General features: G+C 69.4%; 15 protein-coding genes and 2 pseudogenes. 10 read left to right on the top strand and 7 right to left on the bottom strand.

Annotation, left to right across the window (positions count from 1 at the left end; all coding sequences use genetic code 11):
* Positions 1–394 precede the first annotated feature (394 nt).
* Both lysS and ACFYT4_RS08925 read left to right on the top strand, forming a co-directional pair.
* Entirely contained in the window at positions 395–2,188 is a 1,794-nt protein-coding gene (gene lysS / locus ACFYT4_RS08930; protein WP_389266797.1) for a lysine--tRNA ligase, read from the top strand.
* Positions 2,189–2,417: 229 nt separating this feature from the next.
* Positions 2,418–2,621 carry a hypothetical protein gene (locus ACFYT4_RS08925; protein WP_389266719.1) on the top strand — a complete coding sequence of 68 codons (204 nt, stop codon included), beginning with the start codon at positions 2,418–2,420 and terminating at the stop codon, positions 2,619–2,621.
* Between the two features lie 185 nt (positions 2,622–2,806).
* Here ACFYT4_RS08925 and ACFYT4_RS08920 read toward each other — a convergent pair.
* A pseudogene (locus tag ACFYT4_RS08920) lies at positions 2,807–4,204 on the bottom strand (DUF2637 domain-containing protein); the annotation flags it as partial.
* Positions 4,205–4,248: 44 nt separating this feature from the next.
* Between ACFYT4_RS08920 and ACFYT4_RS08915 the strand changes: the two are divergent.
* The 4 genes from ACFYT4_RS08915 to ACFYT4_RS08900 are packed head-to-tail and all read left to right on the top strand — an operon-like array spanning position 4,249 to position 10,077.
* The gene (locus ACFYT4_RS08915; RefSeq protein WP_389266717.1) at positions 4,249–5,781 is read left to right on the top strand and encodes an integrase; all 1,533 of its coding nucleotides are present in this window, start codon (positions 4,249–4,251) and stop codon (positions 5,779–5,781) included.
* The gene (locus tag ACFYT4_RS08910) at positions 5,778–7,520 is read left to right on the top strand and encodes a hypothetical protein (RefSeq protein ID WP_389266715.1); all 1,743 of its coding nucleotides are present in this window, start codon (positions 5,778–5,780) and stop codon (positions 7,518–7,520) included. The genes ACFYT4_RS08915 and ACFYT4_RS08910 overlap by 4 nt, the downstream gene beginning before the upstream one ends.
* On the top strand, positions 7,517–9,670 hold the full coding sequence (locus ACFYT4_RS08905) for an integrase (RefSeq protein WP_389266713.1): 2,154 nt from the start codon (positions 7,517–7,519) through the stop codon (positions 9,668–9,670). Before ACFYT4_RS08910 ends, ACFYT4_RS08905 begins: the two co-directional genes overlap by 4 nt.
* On the top strand, positions 9,667–10,077 hold the full coding sequence (locus ACFYT4_RS08900) for a hypothetical protein (RefSeq protein WP_383920753.1): 411 nt from the start codon (positions 9,667–9,669) through the stop codon (positions 10,075–10,077). Before ACFYT4_RS08905 ends, ACFYT4_RS08900 begins: the two co-directional genes overlap by 4 nt.
* Before the next feature lie 230 nt (positions 10,078–10,307).
* Here the strand turns inward: ACFYT4_RS08900 and ACFYT4_RS08895 are convergent, their stop codons facing one another.
* Positions 10,308–11,576 carry an IS256 family transposase gene (locus tag ACFYT4_RS08895; RefSeq protein ID WP_389266711.1) on the bottom strand — a complete coding sequence of 423 codons (1,269 nt, stop codon included), beginning with the start codon at positions 11,574–11,576 and terminating at the stop codon, positions 10,308–10,310.
* A gap of 375 nt (positions 11,577–11,951) precedes the next feature.
* Between ACFYT4_RS08895 and ACFYT4_RS08890 the strand changes: the two genes are divergently transcribed.
* Positions 11,952–13,010 (top strand): SLATT domain-containing protein, encoded by a 1,059-nt coding sequence (locus tag ACFYT4_RS08890; protein ID WP_389266708.1) that lies wholly within the window; start codon positions 11,952–11,954, stop codon positions 13,008–13,010.
* 375 nt (positions 13,011–13,385) lie between these two features.
* Here the strand turns inward: ACFYT4_RS08890 and ACFYT4_RS08885 are convergent.
* From ACFYT4_RS08885 to ACFYT4_RS08875, 3 genes and pseudogenes are all read right to left on the bottom strand, one after another.
* Positions 13,386–13,583, bottom strand: a pseudogene (locus tag ACFYT4_RS08885) (DUF2637 domain-containing protein); the annotation flags it as partial.
* 284 nt (positions 13,584–13,867) lie between these two features.
* Positions 13,868–14,644 (bottom strand): DUF3558 domain-containing protein, encoded by a 777-nt coding sequence (locus tag ACFYT4_RS08880; protein ID WP_389266706.1) that lies wholly within the window; start codon positions 14,642–14,644, stop codon positions 13,868–13,870.
* A gap of 191 nt (positions 14,645–14,835) precedes the next feature.
* Entirely contained in the window at positions 14,836–15,666 is an 831-nt protein-coding gene (locus tag ACFYT4_RS08875) for a DUF3558 domain-containing protein (protein ID WP_389266704.1), read from the bottom strand.
* 365 nt (positions 15,667–16,031) lie between these two features.
* Between ACFYT4_RS08875 and ACFYT4_RS08870 the strand changes: the two genes are divergently transcribed.
* Positions 16,032–17,234, top strand: coding sequence for an RtcB family protein (locus ACFYT4_RS08870; protein ID WP_389266702.1), 1,203 nt, complete (start codon positions 16,032–16,034; stop codon positions 17,232–17,234).
* A 68-nt stretch (positions 17,235–17,302) separates the two neighbouring features.
* On the opposite strand, the gene ACFYT4_RS08865 is transcribed toward ACFYT4_RS08870, so the two are convergent.
* On the bottom strand, positions 17,303–18,091 hold the full coding sequence (locus ACFYT4_RS08865) for an SDR family NAD(P)-dependent oxidoreductase (RefSeq protein WP_389266700.1): 789 nt from the start codon (positions 18,089–18,091) through the stop codon (positions 17,303–17,305).
* A gap of 254 nt (positions 18,092–18,345) precedes the next feature.
* A complete protein-coding gene (locus tag ACFYT4_RS08860) occupies positions 18,346–18,681 on the bottom strand; it encodes a YnfA family protein (RefSeq protein WP_389266698.1) in 336 nt (111 codons plus the stop codon).
* Between the two features lie 76 nt (positions 18,682–18,757).
* Between ACFYT4_RS08860 and ACFYT4_RS08855 the strand changes: the two genes are divergently transcribed.
* Both ACFYT4_RS08855 and ACFYT4_RS08850 read left to right on the top strand, forming a co-directional pair.
* On the top strand, positions 18,758–19,333 hold the full coding sequence (locus tag ACFYT4_RS08855; protein ID WP_389266696.1) for a hypothetical protein: 576 nt from the start codon (positions 18,758–18,760) through the stop codon (positions 19,331–19,333).
* Between the two features lie 253 nt (positions 19,334–19,586).
* Positions 19,587–20,075 carry a MarR family winged helix-turn-helix transcriptional regulator gene (locus ACFYT4_RS08850; RefSeq protein WP_389266694.1) on the top strand — a complete coding sequence of 163 codons (489 nt, stop codon included), beginning with the start codon at positions 19,587–19,589 and terminating at the stop codon, positions 20,073–20,075.
* The last annotated feature ends 22 nt before the right edge of the window (positions 20,076–20,097 follow it).

Here is a 20,097-nt window from a genome sequence, read left to right as displayed (position 1 = left end):
GAGCTTCCGTTCCTGTCAGGGGTGGATGTCTGTCCGGAGCTGTGTCCGCTGGGTGTCTGCCGTGCCCGGACCGATGTCGGGACCGGCGTCTGCGTCGATGCCGGGACCGGTGTCGGAACCGGCGTCGGGAGCGATGTCCGGGTTGGACCGGCTCCGGCGTCCGGACCGATGCCCGGGGGACGCCGGCGGTGCCCGCGCGAGGTCACCTCTCCGTCGGTTGTCAAGTGTCCCATGGGGCGGCAACCCGTTTCTCCCCGGTTGTGGACAACCCCGGCCGCTGCCCGGTTGTGGACAACCCCGTGCCCCCCTGCCTGTGGACAGGCCGGGAGCCGGTCGATCCGTCTGGGAGAATGGGTCAATCCCGGATACGAGCCGGATGACGAGAAAGAAGGACGTGCCGATCGTGGCTCAGAGCAGCACCGAGACCGACTGGGTCTCCCGTTTCGCGGACGAGGTCATTGCGGATTCGGAACGCCGTGCGCCTGGGACCAAACACCGGGGCGCACCCGCCGCCGCCCCGGCAGCCATCGTCGTCGCGTCCGGAATTTCACCCTCCGGGCCCATCCACCTGGGCAATCTCCGCGAGGTGATGACCCCGCACCTGGTCGCCGACGAGATCCGGCGCCGTGGGCACGAGGTCCGGCATCTGATCTCCTGGGACGACTACGATCGGTTCCGCAAGGTCCCCCTCGGTATCGACGGGGTCGACGAGACCTGGGCCGAGCACATCGGACGGCCCCTGACCTCGGTTCCCGCCCCCAAGGGGTCGCCGCACCCGAACTGGGCCGAGCACTTCAAGGCCGCCCTCGTCGAGTCGCTGGCCGAGCTGGGCGTCGAGTACGACGGCATCAGCCAGACCGAGAAGTACACCTCCGGTGCCTACCGCGAGCAGATCCTGCTCGCGATGCGCAGGCGTGGCGAGATCGACGCGATCCTCGCCCGCTTCCGGACGAAGAAGGACCCCGGCAAGGACACCCGGTCCGCACCGGGGCAGAAGCAGCAGAAGTCGCAGAAGCCCGTCGACGAGGCCGAACTGGAGGCCGCGGAGGGCTCCGGCGCGGCCTCCGAGGACGACGGCACGGGTTCGGCCGGATACTTCCCGTACAAGCCCTACTGCGGCGGCTGCAACAAGGACCTCACCACCGTCAGCGCGTACGACGACGACACCACCGAGCTGACCTACACCTGCGCGGCCTGCGGATTCTCCGAGACCGTCCGGCTGAGCGAGTTCGACCGGGGCAAGCTGGTGTGGAAGGTCGACTGGCCGATGCGCTGGGCGTACGAGGGCGTCGTCTTCGAGCCCTCCGGCGTCGACCACTCCTCGCCGGGGTCGTCGTTCCAGGTCGGCAAGGACATCTGCCCGATCTTCGGCGGTGAGCGCCCCATCGGGCCGATGTACGCCTTCGTCGGTATCAGCGGCATGGCGAAGATGTCCTCGTCGAAGGGCGGGGTCCCCACCCCCGCCGACGCTCTGAAGATCATGGAAGCGCCCCTGCTGCGCTGGCTGTACGCGCGCCGCAGGCCCAACCAGGCCTTCAAGATCGCGTTCGACCAGGAGATCCAGCGGCTGTACGACGAGTGGGACAGGCTCGCCGCCAAGGTCGCGGACGGCACCGTGCTGCCCGCCGACGCGGCGGCGTACTCCCGCGCGGTCCGCACGGCCGCCGGTGAGCTGCCGAGCACACCGCGGCCGATGCCGTACCGCACCCTCGCGTCCGTCGCCGACATCACCGGCGGGCACGACGAGCAGACCATCCGCATCCTCAGCGAGCTGGACCCGGCGAATCCGGTGGGCGACCTGGACGAGGTCCGGCCCCGGCTCGACCGCGCCGAGAGCTGGATCACCACCCAGGTTCCGGCCGATCAGCGCACCGTCGTGCGCGCCGAGCCCGACACGGAGCTGCTGGCGTCCCTCGACGACGAGTCGCGCGAGTCGCTGCGGCTGCTGCTGGACGGCCTGGACTCCCACTGGTCCCTCGAAGGGCTGACGACGCTGGTCTACGGCGTGCCGAAGGTGATGGCCGGACTGGCGCCGGACGCCAAGCCGACGCCGGAGCTGAAGGTCGCGCAGCGGACGTTCTTCGCCCTGCTCTACCGGCTGCTCGTCACCCGCGAGACCGGACCGCGGCTGCCCACGCTGCTGCTCGCGGTCGGCGCGGACCGCGTGCGCAAGCTGCTGGCGGCGTAGGGCCGGGGCGCGGGTCCTGATGCAGGGGCCCGCGCCCCGGGCCGGGGCGCGGGCCGGGTGGAGCGGAGGCGGCATGCTGACCGGGGCCGGGGACGGCGGCGCCTACCACCGGGCAGTCGCCTGACCGGCTCGGATCCTGCCTGTCCTCATGGTTGTGCATCCTTCGGTGTACTGGTGGTTCCGCCGTGCGCATGACGAATCCGGGCGTGGGGTGCGGGACCGTGAAGACATGAAGAACGAACTGATCCTCATCATCGGATGGGTTGCCGCCGTACAGGGCGGTCTGGGCGCCGCCGGCCAGCAGTTCGGAGACGGCCCCTGGGGTCTGCTCCACAAGTGGTGGGACATCCCCACCGCCGGGTACGCCGTCATCCTGGTCGTCGGCCTGGCCATCGCGCTCACGGGAGAGGCCCGCAAGCGCGGCCGGTCCTGAAGTCCGGGGCGCCGCACCTTGGTTGCCCCCATGGCCGTGTCCTGCGAGTGCCGTCGCATGTGCCCCTCACGGCTGTGCTGTGGGTACGTGACACGGTGCCTCACGCGGACAGGTCACACGGCGCCACACGCGGTGCTGCCACACGCGGTGCTGCCACACGCGGTGCTGCTGCGCGCGGTGGTGCGTCACGCGATGTGCTCGGACTCCAGCTCCTCCTGGAAACGCCTCTTGAACCCCACCATCGCCTGCCGGAGCAGCCTCGCGCTGTGCGGGTGGGTGATGCCGTGCACGTCCGAGAGATGTATGTCGAGCTGCTCGGCCTTCGGGTAGTCGCCCAGCTCGCTGGAGTACGACACGAAGACCGGGTACGCCGCCTCGTAGAACTCCAGCTCCTCCACATCCGGGTACGGCTCCGCGACGTCCTTCTGCCCGCCGGGCTTCTCCGGCCGCTCTGCCCGCACCTCCCTCGGCTTCTCGGCCGGCTCTTCCCCGAGCTGCTCCGGATGAACGGCGTCCGCCGTTTCCACCGCCGGTACGGCCTCCGGCTCCGCCACCGTCCCCGCCACCGTCCCCGCCACCGCCTCCGGTTCCGCTTCGGGAGCCTCACGCAGGTCGGGGTCGCCGAGGATCCGGGTACGGCCGCCGGGCCCCGCCGGAATGCGGATGGGCTCCGGTTCCTCCGCGTACCCGGGGGCAGGGCCGCCGTCGAATCCCTCCGGCGGCCGGCTGGGCGCGAACCACGGGTTCGCCTGCTCGCCCCGCACGTCCTGCCCGCTGTCCCCGCCCTGTTCCGTGTGGCGCCGGTGCTCCTGCCGGCGCAGATACTCCTCGTACCGCTGCCGCTCGTACCGGTCGTACGCCTCCGCATCAGCCTCGTGGTCGTCGCGGTGGCCGTACTCCGGTCCGTAGGCCCGCTCGTACTCCGGCCGGTCCGGCCGGTACTTTTGCTCGTACCCGGGTCCGTGTTCGCGCTCGTCCCGCGGCCCGTACTCCGGTCCGCGCGGCAGCTGCGCGGGGACGGCAGCCCGGTCACTCCCCGGCTTCTCCAGCGCCGTTTCGGGCCGGGGCGCGGGCGGCAGCAGCACCGGGTCCACCCCCGCGGCGGCCAGCCCCGCCGGGGCCGTGTCCGTGAGCGGAACCCCGTACTTCGCCAGCCGCAGCGGCATCAGCGACTCCACCGGGGCCTTGCGCCGCCACGACCGGCCATAACGCGCCTGGAGGCGGGCCTGATAGACCAGCCGCTCCTGCTCCAGCCTGATGGCCTGGTCGTAACTCCGCAGTTCCCACAGCTTCATGCGCCGCCACAGCTTGAACGTCGGGACGGGCGACAGCAGCCACCGCGTCAGCCGTACACCCTCCATGTGCTTGTCGGCCGTGATGTCGGCGATCCGGCCGATCGCGTGCCGGGCCGCCTCGACCGTGACGACGAACAGCACCGGGATCACCGCGTGCATGCCCACGCCGAGCGGATCGGGCCAGGAGGCCGCGCCGTTGAAGGCGATCGTGGCCACCGTGAGCAGCCAGGCCGTCTGGCGCAGCAGCGGGAAGGGGATACGCATCCAGGTGAGCAGCAGATCCAGCGCTTCCCTGATGATTGGATGAGTTCAAGCGTCAAGGGAGGCGTCTGATGGGTTCATGGTTCGTGGTGTGGGTGCCGGATCCGGGTCGGTGGGGTGTCCTGCCGCCGGAGGGGGTGCTGGGGGTGCGGGACCTGCCGGAGGCGGTGTCCCGGATCGGGCTGCGGTCCGGTGATCCGGTGTACGTACGGCCGGACGGCGCGGTGGATACGGATCTGCTCGACTTCGTCCGCTCGAAGGAGTTCCGGAACCTGGAGCGGGAGACGAAGCGGAACTATGCGACGGACATCCGGCTGCTGCTGGAGTTCTTGTCCTCGCGGCGAGTGCCGTGGCGGAAGGCCGCGGAACAGGATTTGGCCGACTACCGGAACTGGCGGTGCGATGCGCCGGCGAACCCCGAGCGGATCAGCGGGACGAAGTGGAACCGCGAGGCGGCTGCGTTCACGAAGCTGTTCACGTGGGGAAAGGTCCGGCCGTTGCCGGTGGACGTCTCGCGGCGTGAGGACCGGGCGGCGGACTCGGTCAGTGCGCGGGTGTCGTGGCTGACGCCGCGCACCTGGGCTCTGTGGTCGGACGTCGGGCTGCGTGGCCACGACAGGGCTGGGGCACCGGTGCCGGGATGGGATGCGCGGACTGAGCTGCGGAACACGGCCTTCGTGCAGTTGTTGCTCAGTTCCGGGCTGCGGCGGCAGGAGGGCGGATCGCTGCTGACGTTCGAGTTGCCCACGCAGCAGCTGCGGCGTGGCAGGTACTGCCATGGAGCCATCGCCGGAGCGGTGACCAGGGCAAAGAAGGGGAGGACGTTCTACGCGTCGGTGGATGCCGTCGGGCAGGTCGAGGCATACATCGAGTCGGAGCGGGCGTGGGCGGTTCAGCGTGCTCAGGCGGAGGGCCGCTATGAGCGTCTGCCCGTGATGAGGCTGGTCACGAAGGTGACGCGGGGGCTGAAGCCGATGGTGGAGTGGGTGGACCAGGATGGTGTCGTCGGCGGCCGGGAGCTGGGCCGACTCGGGTGGCGTGAGCGGCAGTGGCTGTTCATGGAGGGGCCGGAGGGGCCGGAACCGGCCTGGCTGTGGCTGTCCGAGCAGGGTCTGCCGATGGCCCCTGACCGGTGGAACGGTGTGTTCCGGGCCGCGAACTTGCGCTGCGAAGAGGTTCTTCTCGCACCAAAGGAGCGGGAGTTGGGGCGGGGGTTTCGGCTGGCGGAGGTGCGAGGCAAGAGCCCGTACGCGACGCCGCACTCCGCCCGGCACTCGTACGCGCTCTACATGCTGGTGGTGCTGAACGAGCTGATGGAGAACCGCTACGGGCTCTCGCAGAAGGACCGGCGGGACTTCGCGCTGCTCTTCGGTGACCCGTGGTGGCTGGTGAAGACGCTATTGGGGCACGCGGATGTGGAGACGACGAAGCGGCACTATCTGGCGCCCGTCGCGCATCTGCAGCTGGAGTCGATCCTTGCCGCCGCCGAGAACAGCGACGAGCAGGACGAGGAGCGCGGCAACCTGGACGACGTCTTCGCCCGCCTTGCCCGTGAGTCTGCCGGTATCCAGGACATCGGCATCCTCCTGGGGGAGGCGTCGTGAGTCGGCGTGGGCATCGGGCCGGGCTGCCTCCGGCGGATCACCGTACCGAATCGCCGCTGGGGCCGGACGGACTGACGGTCACCGTGGTCAACAAGGCTGGCTACGCGAAGGAGTTCGACTTCTCCGAGCTGCCGGTCCCCGAGCCCTTGCAGCGTTCGCTGGCCCGTCTGTACGCGGCTCGGTCGAGGGCCTGGACCAGCCATGACACCGCCAAGACCTGCTGGTCCAGGACGATGGTCTTCGCCACATTCCTGTCCGAGCTGCAGAACACCCCGCAGGATCTGGACGGTGTAACCGTGGTGGTGCTCAAGCGCTGGCGTGCCCGGCACGTGAGTACGGTCACCGGAAAGGCTGTGCTGAGTACGGTGCGTCTGTTGCTGCAGCAGGACCCGCGGTTCTCCGGTGGGTCCGTGACGGAGGAGCTGCTGCGGCGCTTTCCCGCCGCGAAGCCGAGCAAGCAGTCCTATGAGGATGACGAACGCAAGCACGTCGTGCTGGCCGCGCAGCGGCAGTTCAGGGCGGCGCGGCTGCGGATCGAGGAGAACACTCGCCTGTTGAGGGTGTGGCGGGCGGGTGAGCTGGAGGAAGGCAGCCGGGACGGTCGGCTCGGGAAAGTGCTGGACCATCTCGCGCGTACGGGAGACGTCCCGCGCATCATCTTGCCGAGTGGTCAGCCTCATGTGGATGATCGAAATCTCCTCGGCGGGGCCGGTACCGAGCAGACCTGGGGCCGGCTGTTCCTGTCGCGCATGGAGCTGACGGCTCTGGCCGTCCTCCTCACCGACCAGTTCGCCTGGAACCTGAAGATCTACGACCGGATGCCCGCTCCCACGGCAGGCCCGTCCGCTGGGGAGTCGACCACGACTACCTACCAGGTGCAGGTGGAGAAGCACCGTACGGGCCAGGGACGATGGTTCTCCACCGAGAACATCACCGACTCCGGTGCCGACTCCCCGGGACGGCTGATCACGCAGGCGTTGGAGGTCACCGCGCACGGCCGTGACCTGGCCGCCCGTCTGGCACCGGGCACCGACCTGCTGATGGTCGCGCGCCTGTACGCCCCGGCGAAGGCTGCCCACCGCCACCAGAACACCGAACGCCCGCGTCCGGTCGGCCCCTTGTGCTTCGGTATCAGCTACAACGACGCACAGCGCTGGCAACGGGAACACGACCTGGGCGGCTCGCCCTTCCAGCGCGTACGCCGCACCACGGTGACCCGTGACGGCCAACCCCGGCAGCACTCCCAGAGCACCAACGAACGCGTCTACGTCCTGCCCGACGAGAACGTTCAGCGCGCCTCACGGAGCGTCTTCGCGGACGGGGCCGAGGAAGCCCTGGAACAGGCCGAGTCCGTGGTCTTCGGCGGACACCTCGCCGACGCCCCGGATCCTGCCCACGAACAGACCGTGACGGCGGACTGCGAGGACGAGACGACCAGCCCCTGGCCCACGCCGGAAGGCGGCTGCGGAGCCGACCTCATGCTCTGCCTGGCCTGCAAGAACGCCTACGTTCACCCCGGACACCACCCCCGCCTCGCGCTCCTGGAACAGCAGCTCGTAAGCCTGCGATCCGTGCTGGACGACAGCGAGTGGAGCGAGCGCTGGCAGGACCACTCGCTGCGGCTGCAAGACCTGCGCGACAAAGTCGGCGCCGCAGCCTGGGAGGCGGCCCTGGCCCGCGCAGGCAGCGACGACCACACCCTCGTCCACCTCCTGGTGAAGGGAGACCTCGCACCGTGACCACCGCACTCGCCCACGAAAGCGACCCGTACATCCTGCAGGTGCCCGCCCCGGACAGCCCCGTGGTGCTGCCCCAGTGGATCGACCCGGGCAACACCCACCCCAACACCCGCTACCGCGACTCCGTCTGGTCTCTGGCCCCGCTCATCGACAACCCGGGCGCCACCCTGATTTCGATCCACTGGAAGAACTGCCCGGCACCCTTGCGGGACGAGATGAAGCGCGTGGTCTGGGCCCTGATCAACGGTGAGCGGAGACCTACCTTTCTGCGTACTAAGGGGCTCTCGACCCGGGGGCGGGGCGCGGCTCAGACCATGCTGCAGAAGTACTGCGAGTGGTTCCGGCTGGCCCGCTGGCTGCACCAGCGCGGCATCACCCGTCTCGCGGACTGCACCGAGGACCAGTGGCAGATCTACGCGGGCGTGCGCCGGGACGAGGGCATCAGCCGGGTGCACGCCGAGATGGTCCTTGGCTACTTCACGGACCTGTGGGTGTACGACCAGCTCAGCGCCCGGCCCGCAGGCATCAGCTGCCCGCCGTGGGAGACCGAGGGCATCGACGACTACCTTCCTGCCGCCGACGGCACGGACAACGCGGAGAACTCGACCGAGCCGCTCGACCCGCAGGTCCTGGGCCCGCTGCTCATCTGGGCGCTGCGGTTCGTCGACAACTTTGCCGACGACATCCTGGCGGCCTGGACCGAGCAGCGCCGCCTGATGGAAGTGGCGGCGAGCAACACCGCCACCTCGGCGAGCCGGGCCGCGCTCAAGGAGTACCTGCTCCCGCTCGTTAACTCGGGTGCCCCGCTGCCCGCCGCGTACGTCAAGGGCAGGCTCTACCTGGCCCGCGACTACGTTGCCGCACACACCGGAGCCACGCACGCCCAGATCGAGCGGCTCGTCATGCTGCACGGCGTCCAGGACCTCGTCCTGGAGCGCCCGGCCCCCTGCCCGCTGAATGTCCCGGTCACCGGCGAGATCGAGGGCAGACCCTGGCGCGAACACATCTTCTTCGGCGAAGCGGCGACCCTGATGCAGCAGTTGGGCACCGCCGCTGCCCTGGTGATCGTCTACCTCACCGGCATGCGCCCCCAGGAAGTTCAGGCCCTGCGCTCGGGCTGCTGCCCCGCCCCCGATGCGGCCACCGACGGCACCACTGGCCGGCACCTGATCCGAAGCCACCACTTCAAGAACGTCCTCGACGACAACGGCAACCACGTCTCCGCCGGCGAGGTCCGCGACGTCCCGTGGGTCGCGATCACTCCGGTCGTCCGCGCCATCCGGGTCCTGGAACGCATGGTCCCCGAGGGTGAACTCCTCCTCAGCGCTGCCCACCACGACGTGCATCGCCCCGGCGGAAAACAGCACCAGGGAGCGATCCGGAAGATGTCCCTGAACCGGCGGATCGAGTCCTTCATCGTCTGGGTAAACCGTGAGGCCGAAGCCCAGGGGATCCCCGACCAGTCCGTTCCCGAGGACCCGCACGGCGCGATCGGCATGTCCCGGTTCCGCCGCACCCTGGCCTGGCACGTCGCCCGCCGCCCCGGCGGACTGGTCGCCCTGGCCATCCAGTACGGCCACATGCGCACCGTCCTGGACACCCGCACCTCCAGCGGCTATGCCTCCCGAAGCCGTCGCGGTCTGCACAGCGTCCTCGACGTCGAGACCGCCCTGGCGGCTGCCGACACCGCCGCCCGCTTCCGCGACCGCACCGCGGCCGGCGAGAAGATCTCCGGTCCCGCGGCCCGCCGAGCCGTCACCGCCGCCGCACAAGCACCCCGCTTCGAAGGCCGCCTCGTACCCAAGACCTTCGCGAAGAAGGCCACCGCGTTCCTGGCTCGGGACGGCATCGTCCTCTACGACAACCCCGACGCGTTCCTCATCTGCGCCTTAAAGCACGACAACGCGCTCTGCGAACCCGAGCCCGGCGCCACTGCCCCAAGGCAGTACGCCTGCAAAACCGGCTGCGGCAACACCGTCCGCACCGACACCCACGCCCGCCAACTGCGAGCGCGAGCCGAGGAGATCGACTACTTCGCGAACCACGCACCCGGCCCCATCGCCCGGAAACTGCGGGCCAACGCCGCCCGGCTCCGCGAGACGGCCGACGCCCACGACGCCACCGCCCAGAGCATCGAGGCCCTCACATGACCCAGCAGCACCCGGACGAACGCACCCGCATCCGCGAGGCCATGGACCGCCTCCTGACTGGACAGGCCACCGCCTCCAACGGCAGCCTCACCGTCACTGCCCTGGCCGCTGAAGCGGACGTCCACCGCATGGCACTCATGAAGCGGCACGCGGACCTGAAGAACGAGTTCTACGAACGCGTCCGCACCGAGACCCAGCAGGTACCCGAGACCGAAAAGCGGCTCCGAGAGACCGTCGCCAAGCTCAGGAAGACCATCGCGAACCAGAAGGCCGAGATCGACGAACTCCGCCACCAGGTCACCGGCCTCACCCTCGCCAGCGCCGTACTCACCCAAGAGCGGGGCACGTCAGCAGAACCTGTCCCGACTCCTGACAACGTAGTGCCGTTTCGCCCACCGACTGCGTGAGAACACCAGCTCACAGGACGACTCTGGCCATTGCCGCCTCGGGACGACGTGTCTCGCGCTGCCTCAAGGGACGACAGCGGCAACGGCTCTACCTGGTTCGATTTCCACGATGTAGCGCAGTGGGCGAGGCGGTCGTGCGTGTCCACATCTCAGACTGACCGCCGACGAAATTGCGGTCACGTCCGCTGGAGTGGTGTATCGACGGCCACTCGGTGATCTCGGTTTTGAGGCTATGCGGTGAGTTCGGTCGGGATGGTGGGTTCGTCGGTTTCTGACTCGATCGGGTGGAGCCGGGCCTTGGCGAGGAGTTCGCGGCCCATGTAGCGGCGGGCCTCGGTCCACTCGTCGTTCTGCTCTGCCAGGACCGCGCCGACCAGCCGGATCACGGCCGTGCGGTCGGGGAAGATCCCGACGACGTCGGTGCGGCTGGGGGCACCTCCCGCGGCGCAGCCGTGGGGGAGGATCTCCTTGTTCAGCCGTTCCTGCGGATTGTTCGACCAGATCTGCCGCCAGATCTCACGCGGGAAGCCCGTGAACGCCAGCAGGTCGTGCTGTGCCGAGTCCAAGTGGGCGGCCGCCTTGGGGAACTTGGCCTCCAGTGCGTCCAGAACGTGCCTCATCTGGGCCTGGACAGCCGTCGTGTCGGGCTGTTCGAACACGGTCCGCAGCAGGGTTGCCACCCAGGGCTGGGCCGATTTCGGAACCTGGCTCAGCAGGTTCCTCGCGTAGTGGGTGCGGCAGCGCTGCCACGATGCTCCGGGCAGGACGGCGCCGATCGCGTTGACCAGGCCGGTGTGGGCGTCGGCGACGACCAGCTGGACGCCGGACAGGCCGCGGGCGGTCAGGGAGCGCAGGAAGGCGAGCCAGCCGGCGCCGTCCTCGCAGGTGGCCACGTCCAGGCCGAGGATCTCGCGGTGCCCGTCGGCGTTGACCCCGACGGCGATCAGCGCGTGGACGTCGGTGATCCGGCCGCCCTCGCGGACCTTCTGGGTCAGCGCGTCGGCCCAGACGAATGTGTAGGGTCCGGCGTCGAGCGGACGGTTGCGGAACGCGGTCACCTGTTCGTCGAGGTGTTTGGCCATCGCGCTGACCTGGGATTTCGAGAGCTGGGTGACGCCGAGGGACTCGGCGAGTTTCTCGACTCTGCGGGTGGAGACGCCGAGAAGGTAGGCGGTGGCGACCACCGAGATGAGGGCCTGTTCGGCGCGGCGGCGGCGTTCGAGGAGCCAGTGGGGGAAGTAGCTGCCGGACCTCAGTTTGGGGACGGCGAGTTCGACGGTGCCCGCGCGGGTGTCCCACTCGCGTGGGCGGTAGCCGTTGCGGTGGTTGACGCGTTCGTCGCTGACCTGCCCGTATTCAGCGTTGCACAAGGCGTCGGCCTCGGCGGACATGAGTGCGTCGGCGAACGTCTTGACCATCGCGCGCAGCAGATCGGGACTCGCCGCGGCAAGGTTGTTCCCGGCGAGGACGTGCAAGGGCAGACTGTCCGGTGCGGTCATCGTGCTGATCTCCTTCGAGGCTTCGACACTTCGAAGATCAGCCGGTGGCCGTTCTCATATCCGGGCCCTCACCCTGATGCCCGGGCAAACACCCGGATCAGGTGGGAACCCGTACACCACTTCCCAGGACGCAACCGAAATTCCTCCCCGCCGGCACAGGTTCCGCTCAGGACGCTCCGACGACTCTGCCCTTCTCGCCCGGGGCGTGACGAGTCCCCCAACGCCAAAGAGATCTGGCCACTTAGGTGGCCGAATCCGGCAGTCAAACGCCATCGGTGGCGGGGGCAACTAACCTGACTCTTCGCCACGTTGATGGGCCTGTTGCAGTTCGGTCAACGAAGCTGGCGATGTGATCACGAACTAACGGGGAAGATCTTGGAAGCCGCCTATCCGATTCTCGTTGCTGTCGGCGTGGGCTCATTGATCACGCTTGTCGGTGTGCTCGGTGGGGTGTTCCTTGTCATTGCGTTGCAGCGAAGCACCCGTTCCGTGCAGCGCGAGGGGGAACCCGGGATCCTGCCGGGCGATGCGGCGGTGAGCCGCGGCCAGGTGCCTGCGCCTCACCCGGTCCCCGCGGTTCAACCCTTACGGAGAGAGAGGTTGGGAATGATGGAGGGCACTCCGCCGGACACAGCAGGACGGGTGAATCGCCTACTTGAGCACAAAAAGTCTATATCTGAGATCCGGGTCGCCTTACGGATCAGAACCGCCCAGACCGTAATCCGCTGGCTATCTGGCACCCTTGCCGTCGTCCTGCTCTTCACCTTCATCGTTGCGAACGTGGCCGTTGGGTGGTCTGCAATCGTCCTCGCGAACAAGATCGCTATCCCGATCTTCGTGCTCAGCGCAGGGACCTTCTGGGGGATCCGTTTCGTAGAGGAGAACGCGGAGGGGCACTACGAAAAGAAGGCGCGCGAGCTCAAGATCGAACTTGAAGCTGCGGAGGAACTGCGCCTTCTGGACGCCGCTCGCCTCGGACTTCCGGTCCCAGACCGCCAATACTCGTACAAGGACTCAATCCCGGCGGAGCTTGACGGTCTGCGCAAGGACGGAAGGAAGTACAGGAGGAAGCACAACGTCGCCCAGGCCATCATCATTCTGGGGTCTCTGGGTGGAACGTCCGTCTCTGCCCTCGCTGACACTCCGGCTCCGCTCAAGTACTGGGCCATGGGTATCACCTTCGCCGTGGCTGCAGCAGCAGGTTTCGCCGGATACTACAAGTGGCGCGAGAGAGCCTTCTACCTCCAGCAGACGGCGGACGACATCGAACGCCATGCTACGGCCTTCGACTTGGGCATTTACCCCTATGACGAGGGTGGGGAGCACCTCAGGCTGGCCAAGCTCGCCAAGGAGATCGAACTCCTACGAGTCGAGCAGCGCAAGCGCGAGCAGCAGCTTGACCAGCCGCACGAAGGGAGCAGCGAAGTTGTCTAGGCCGTCACGCGAGTTCGGGGGAATCACCATCAGTCGCTGGCTACTCGCCCCCGTGACGACCTGGCGCGCTCTCCGTATGACCAAGCGGCGCCCAGGACTAGATCCACGGGCAGCGTGGATCTTCGCGCGCCTTGCCACTCATCCAGACGAGAAGGGCCTGGCTCGTGCGTATTGGTTGAAGAGCCGAGCTGATCGAACCGTATAGCCCGGAGAGGTTTGGGAGCTTGTGCCCAGTGGAGCTCCCTGTTATGGCCGCGGGCGCGCTGTACGGGAGATATAAATCGCCTGACGGCCGGTTCTGCAACAGGTGACGCTCGTGATCTGGTCACAATGGCCACGGAGCCGAGAGTTTGAACACAAGGACTTGACAGGGAACAGCGCGAGGAGCACACAGATGCCCGCGTCGATGCCGATCGGGAAGACCAGGGCGAAGTCGCCGAAGCCCTTGCGTTCGGCCAGGTCGCGCACGGCGGCGTAGGAACCCGCGAAGCCGATACCGGCGATGATCACCGCACCGGCCACCACGACCCCGATGAGTATCCGGTGCGTGCGTGTCAGCTGCATCGCGGCCACCCGCGATCCCCTCCCGTGTTCGAAACGCGCGTTCCCTTCCGGCCAGGGGGACAGCCTGGCACATGACCGCGGAGCCCGCTCCCCTTGGGGGAATGCGGGCTCCGCGAACAGGGCGTGGCCTGAATGTACTTGTCGGTGTTCGAGTGTCCATGGCTCGACGGACGGTGTCCGGAAGCACTCACGGACGGCGTGCGCGGACCGTATCCGCCGGCCGCTTGCCGCGGGTCACTTCCCGGGGGGCCGCTTCCCCGGGGCCGGGCGGGCGCCGCGTCGCCGGGCGTGCGTCAGCCGCCGGCGGCCACCGGTTGGCGGTTGGCGGTGGCGACCGAGGCGACGGCCTCCTTGGCCGCCTTCACGGCGTCGGTCGTGAGGGCGCCCGCCGTCGGGGGCTTCGCGCCCGCGTAGCCCGTGCCGTTGTAGGTCAGCGTGATGACGACGTTGTCCGTACGGGTCACGATCGTGGCGTAGGTGAAGTCCACACCGGTCTTGCGCAGCTCGTAACCGACGGCCGTCGCTTGCTGGCCCACCCAGGCCGCGGGCGAGGTCCGCAGATTCTTCGCGCCCTTGACGGCCTTGGCCTTGGCGACTTCCTTGGTGTAGCTGTTCTGCGCGCGCTCCGCGCCGCTGACGGCGAGCGCCTCCTCGGAGTCGTACCGCAGGAAGGAGACATCGAGCCAGCGGTACTGCGAGCCCTTGACGCCCTTGTCCTCCAGGCCGTTCCAGGAGCAGCTGCCGCGCGCCAGCAGATCGGTGGAGCGTCCGGCGGTGCCGCCCTTGACCTTGACCGAGGGCACCAGCGCCTTGATCGTCTTCTCGGAGAGCGACTTGCAGGCGTCGGGCAACTTCGCGTACTTCGCGGGCTCGACGACCGGTGTCTGCTTCTTGCCCGAGCCGGAGCCCGAACCCGCCGAGGTCCCGCCGGAGTCGGCGGACGAGGAGGACGGACTCTTGTCCTTCTTGTCACCGTCGCCGGAGCCCGAGGAGCAGCCGGTGACGAGGAGCGTCACCGGAACGGCTGCGCAGACGAGTATGCGGGTGAGTCGCGGGGCTGATCGGTGCATGGTTCCTTCAGTCGGTTGTCGTACGGTCGCTCTCCGCCGTGCGGCCTCTCCGGCTCCCCGGTCCCGCGGTGCCCCGGTCTCTCCCGGTCACCGCGTTCTCCGGTCGGCGAGGCCACGGTACGCGCAGTCGGCGCGCGGGTGGGTGTGTCTCCGGATACGTACGCCTGAGTACGGCCGGTTCCAGGAGGGCCTCATTCCCTGATTCTGTCGACCAGGCTCCGGGCCACGCTCTGCGCTCTTTCCTGCAGTTCCTTGCTGTCCGGGACCTCAGCAGTGCGCGTCGGCTGCTTCACATAGACGATCGTCACGATCACGTTCGATGTGCGGAACACCACGCTGACGGTCCGGCGCTGCGCGGTCGATCCGGCGCTCGTGGGGGTGAGGACGTCGTCGAGGAAGGCCGCGTCCCCGAGGTCGTCGAGAACCCGCGGTTCGAGGCCCTCGGGGGTGCCGGTGGACGACCCGGACGGTGGCCCTCCGTCTCCGGTGCCGCTCGCGCTGCCCGACGGGGGCACGGGCGTCGAGGGCGGCGCCGACGAGGTCGTGCCGGACGGGGACCCGGTGGGAGGGACGGCGGGCGGCAGACCGGCGGCGAGCTGCTTGCCGGCGAAGATCTCCTGGGCCCGGTCGTCGTCGCCCACGGCCTCGTCGTACGAGACGACACGCTCGAAGTCGAGGCTGAAGGCGTGCGAGGCGTCAGGGGCGTCGGCCTTCCAGCCGCAGCCGACGCGGCGGTCGGTGTCGTACGTACTGGCGGGCGTGCCCCTGAGGGCCCTCTGGCGCTGGTCGTCGGCGAGTTCGGCCGCGCCGGGCAGCAGATCCTTCAGCGTGGAGCCGCCGACGGAGCCGCACGGTTCGAGCAGGGTGCGGTACTTGCCGGGCTGGGCGACGGGCTGCTTGGCGCCCTTGCCCGCCTTGGAATCCGTGGTGGTGCCGTCGCCGTCGTCGCCGGACGTGCAGCCGGTGGCGAGCAACGCGAGGAGCGCTGCCGCGAGTCCGGAGGCATACGCCTTTCGTTGCACGGTTCCAGGCTCCCTTCGATCGGGCTTCAAACGTCGAGCGGTGGTGGTCTCGGGCGGTCGTGGTCTCGGGCGGTCGTGACGTGGAGCGGTGGTGGTGTCGGACGGTCGTGGTGTCGAGCGGTGGTGCCGCCGGTTCGCGCCGGACGGCCGTACGGTTCGGCGGGTCGTGCGATCCGAGCCGTTCGAGCCTTCGGGCTGTTCGATCCCTTCGAATGGAAAAGCGGTTGCTGCGCAAACACGGCCGATGGACACAATGTCTATCGCACGCGCTGCTGTGAACGCCGGTCCGCTGGGTCTTTCGCGGGCATTGGCGCAGGTTTTGCGCTTCACTGATCTTGAGGGCATTTCTGGGGGATTGAGGACCTATGTCGTATGTAGAGGTACCGGGAGCCAACGTCCCCATCCGCATGTGGGCCGACCCCGCCTCGGTCGAGGACGTCGCCATGCGCCAGCTCCGGAACGTCGCGACCCTGCCCTGGATCAAGGGCCTGGCCGTGATGCCGGACGTCCACTACGGCAAGGGCGCGACGGTCGGCTCGGTCATCGCCATGCACGGCGCGGTGTGCCCGGCGGCGGTCGGTGTGGACATCGGCTGCGGGATGTCCGCGGTGAAGACCTCCCTGACCGCGAACGACCTCCCGGGTGATCTCTCCCGGCTGCGCTCCAGGATCGAACAGGCGATTCCGGTGGGTCGCGGGATGCACGGCGAGCCGGTGGATCCGGCGAGGGTGTTCGGGTTCGCGACGGCCTCGGGCGGGCGCTGGGACGACTTCTGGAGCCGGTTCGACGGAGTGGCGGACGCGGTGAAGTTCCGCCGGGAGAGGGCGGCCCTGCAGATGGGTACGCTCGGATCCGGCAACCACTTCGTAGAGTTTTGCCTGGATACATCCGATGCGGTGTGGCTCATGCTGCACTCCGGCTCGCGGAACATCGGCAAGGAGCTGGCGGACCACCACATCGGCGAGGCGCAGAAGCTGCCGCACAACCAGGGTCTCGTCGACCGCGATCTCGCCGTCTTCGTCTCCGACACCCCGCAGATGGAGGCGTACCGGAACGACCTGTACTGGGCGCAGGAGTACGCGAAGTACAACCGCGCGATCATGATGGGTCTCTTCCAGGAGGTCGTCCGCCGTGAGTTCCGCAGGGCAAACGTCACCTTCGACCCGGTCATCTCCTGCCACCACAACTATGTGTCGGAGGAGCGGTACGAGGGCATGGACCTGCTGGTCACCCGCAAGGGCGCGATCCGCGCGGGCAGCGGCGACTACGGGATCATCCCGGGGTCGATGGGCACGGGCTCGTACATCGTGAAGGGCCTCGGCAACGAGAAGTCCTTCAATTCCGCCTCCCACGGCGCCGGCCGCAGGATGAGCCGCAACCAGGCGAAGAAGCGCTTCTCGACCCAGGACCTGGAAGAGCAGACGCGGGGCGTGGAGTGCCGTAAGGACTCCGGTGTCGTGGACGAGATCCCGGGCGCGTACAAGCCGATCGAGAAGGTCATCGAGCAGCAACGCGATCTCGTGGAGGTCGTGGCGAAGCTGAAGCAGGTCGTCTGCGTGAAGGGCTGACCCGGGAGGGCCGGCCCCGGGGGCCGCACTGGGGGCGGGCCCGGGGGAGGGCGGGGGCGCGCCCGGCGTCAGAGCTCCCGGTGGACCTTGGAGTTGGATGCCTGGGCGCGGGGGCGGACCAGCATGAGGTCGATGTTCACATGGGGCGGGCGGGTGACCGACCAGGTGATGGTGTCGGCGATGTCGTCGGCGGTCAGGGGGTCGGCGACGCCCGCGTAGACCTTGGCCGCCTTGTCCGTGTCACCGCGGAAACGGGTCGTGGCGAACTCGTCGGTCTTCACCATGCCGGGGGCGATCTCGATCACCCGGACCGGGGTACCGACGATCTCCAGGCGGAGGGTCTCGGCGAGGACGTGTTCGCCGTGCTTGGCGGCGACATAGCCCGCGCCGCCCTCGTAGGTGCCGTGGCCCGCGGTGGAGGTGAGGATCACCACGGTGCCGTTGCCGCTCGCGGTGAGGGCGGGCAGCAGCGCCTGGGTGGTGTGGAGGGTGCCGATGACGTTGACCTCGAACATCCGGCGCCAGTCGGCGGGGTCGCCGGTCGCGACCGGGTCCGCGCCGAGTGCGCCGCCCGCGTTGTTGACGAGCACGTCGCAGCGGTCGAGCGTGGCGGCGAAGGCGTCGACGGCCGGGCGGTCGGTGACGTCGAGAGCGTACGCGGTGGCCTGGTGGCCCCCGTCGGTCAGCTCGGCCGCGAGCGTCTCGATCCGGTCCTCGCGGCGGGCCGTGAGCACGACCCGGTATCCGGCGGCGGCGAGCCCCCGCGCCGTGGCCGCGCCGATGCCGCTGCTGGCTCCCGTGACGACGGCGACGGGTGTCCCGGCGCCCTGGGCGTTCCCGGTGGCGGCGGCGGTCATGTCGGGCTCTCCTCGCGCGGGTGATCGGTACGCGGCCAGGATAGACGCGCGGATTCCGCCCGCGTCCGGCGGCGGTGGCCCGTATCCGGGCCGCATGGCGGAAGGCGGCCCGGTGGTACGGGGATGTACGCGGCCGGGCGCGGAGTGCGAGGCCGGGGGCGAGGCCCCGCGCGTGGTGCCGGGCGGGCGTGCGGTTATGACGCGTGAGGCGCGATGCGTGAGCTGCGAGCTGCGGGGCGTCTGGGCGCGGGGACTCAGCGGCCACGCGGGGCGTACATGATCAGGGCCATGCCCACCAGGCAGACCAGCGCGCCGATCACGTCCCAGCGGTCGGGGCGGTAGCCGTCCGCGACCATGCCCCAGGCGAGGGAGCCCGCCACGAACACACCGCCGTACGCGGCGAGGATACGGCCGAACTCGCCGTCCGGCTGAAACGTGGCCACCAGGCCGTACGCACCGAGCGCGATGACCCCCGCGCCGATCCAGATCCAGCCGCGGTGCTCCCTGACGCCCTGCCAGACGAGCCAGGCGCCGCCGATCTCGAAGAGGGCGGCGACGGCGAACAGGACGACCGAGCGGGCGACGAACATGGGCACAGCGTCGCACGCGGTCGCGGCGGGACGCGCCGGAGTGAGGGGCAATCATCAATATGAACGGACAAAAGGTATGTTTCTGTTCATGTGTGTGATGCGCAAGGCACTGCCGATGGCGTCCGCGACGGTGGTGATGGTGCTGGTCGGCCTCGGCGCGGTCGCGGCCACGGGCACGGGGTACGCGGCTTCCGGCACGGGCGCGGCGGACGCGGCCGCGGGCGTGCCTGGGCATACGGGTGCGTACGCGGGTGCCGGGGTGATCGCGCCCGAGGCGGATGTGTCGCACCACGGCCGGGTCACGCTGGCCTCCGGACGGCTGGGTGTCCTGCTGGAGTCCCGGAGCCACGGCCCGTCGGGCGTGGCGGGCGCGACCGTGAAGCTGGGGTTCTCCACCGCGCTGGCGGCCGCGCAGCGGCTGCCAGCGGAGTGTCTGAGGGCCTCCGACCGGGTCGTGCTCTGTGCGACGGGACCGCTGCGCGCGGGTGGCGCTGCCCACCGGATCGTCCTCGGTCTGCGGACGGCGGGCGCCCCGGACGAGGTGGTCGTGAAGATCTCCACACAGTGGAACGGCGGTGCGACGGACCGCAACCCGTCGAACGACGGGCATCGGGTGCTGGCCCTCGCCACGGGTGATCCGTACACCTTCTGAGGCCGCCGCGGAGGGCCCGTACGCCTGCTGACGTCCAGGGCGCGCTACGGAGACCGGGGCGCGGCGGGCCTTCCGGCCTCGGGGCCCGTATCCGGTGGCGTGCCGTACCGGTCACGTGCCCGTACCCGGTGGCGGCCGGGCCGTCCGGAGCCGGTGATCCACCGCGTGCGGCCCCGGCCCGCGCGCCCGAGCCCGCTGCCCCGCCCCGGCTTCGCGCCGCTGACCTGCCCGAACCGTCCGTACAATCCCCCGCATGACGCAGAAGGCACGCGCCGTGGCGGACCGGCGGCGGCGCATGGACGAGCTGGCCGAGGTCTCGCGCCGTCATATGGCCGCCTACGTGCTGTTCAACCAGGCTCTCGCCGACTACCTGCGGCTCCACCCCACCGACCTGCAGTGCTTCAATCTGCTGGGCCTCGAACCGGGCCCGGTCACCACCGGCCGGATCGCCGAGATGACCGGGCTGACGACGGGGTCCGCGACCCGGCTCGTCGACCGGCTGGAGCAGGCCGGGTATGTCACACGGGACCGCGACACCGAGGACCGCCGGCGGGTGCTGGTGGCGCCGGTTCCGGAGCGGATGGCGGAGTTCGGCGAGATCTGGCGGCGGCTCGACGGCGACTGGTACGCCCTCTTCGAGGCGTACGGCTCCGAGGACATCGACCTGCTCACCTCCCACATGCGGCGGGCGGTCGCGCTGAGCACCGCCCAGATCGAACGCCTGCGCACCGGAACCCTCTGAGCCGCGAGCCATCGCCGCGTCC

This window comes from Streptomyces sp. NPDC004609 (assembly GCF_042873655.1).
Classification (GTDB): domain Bacteria; phylum Actinomycetota; class Actinomycetes; order Streptomycetales; family Streptomycetaceae; genus Streptomyces.
Note: the sequence above shows the minus strand (reverse complement) of the source record. Positions and strands in the feature narration are given on the sequence as shown.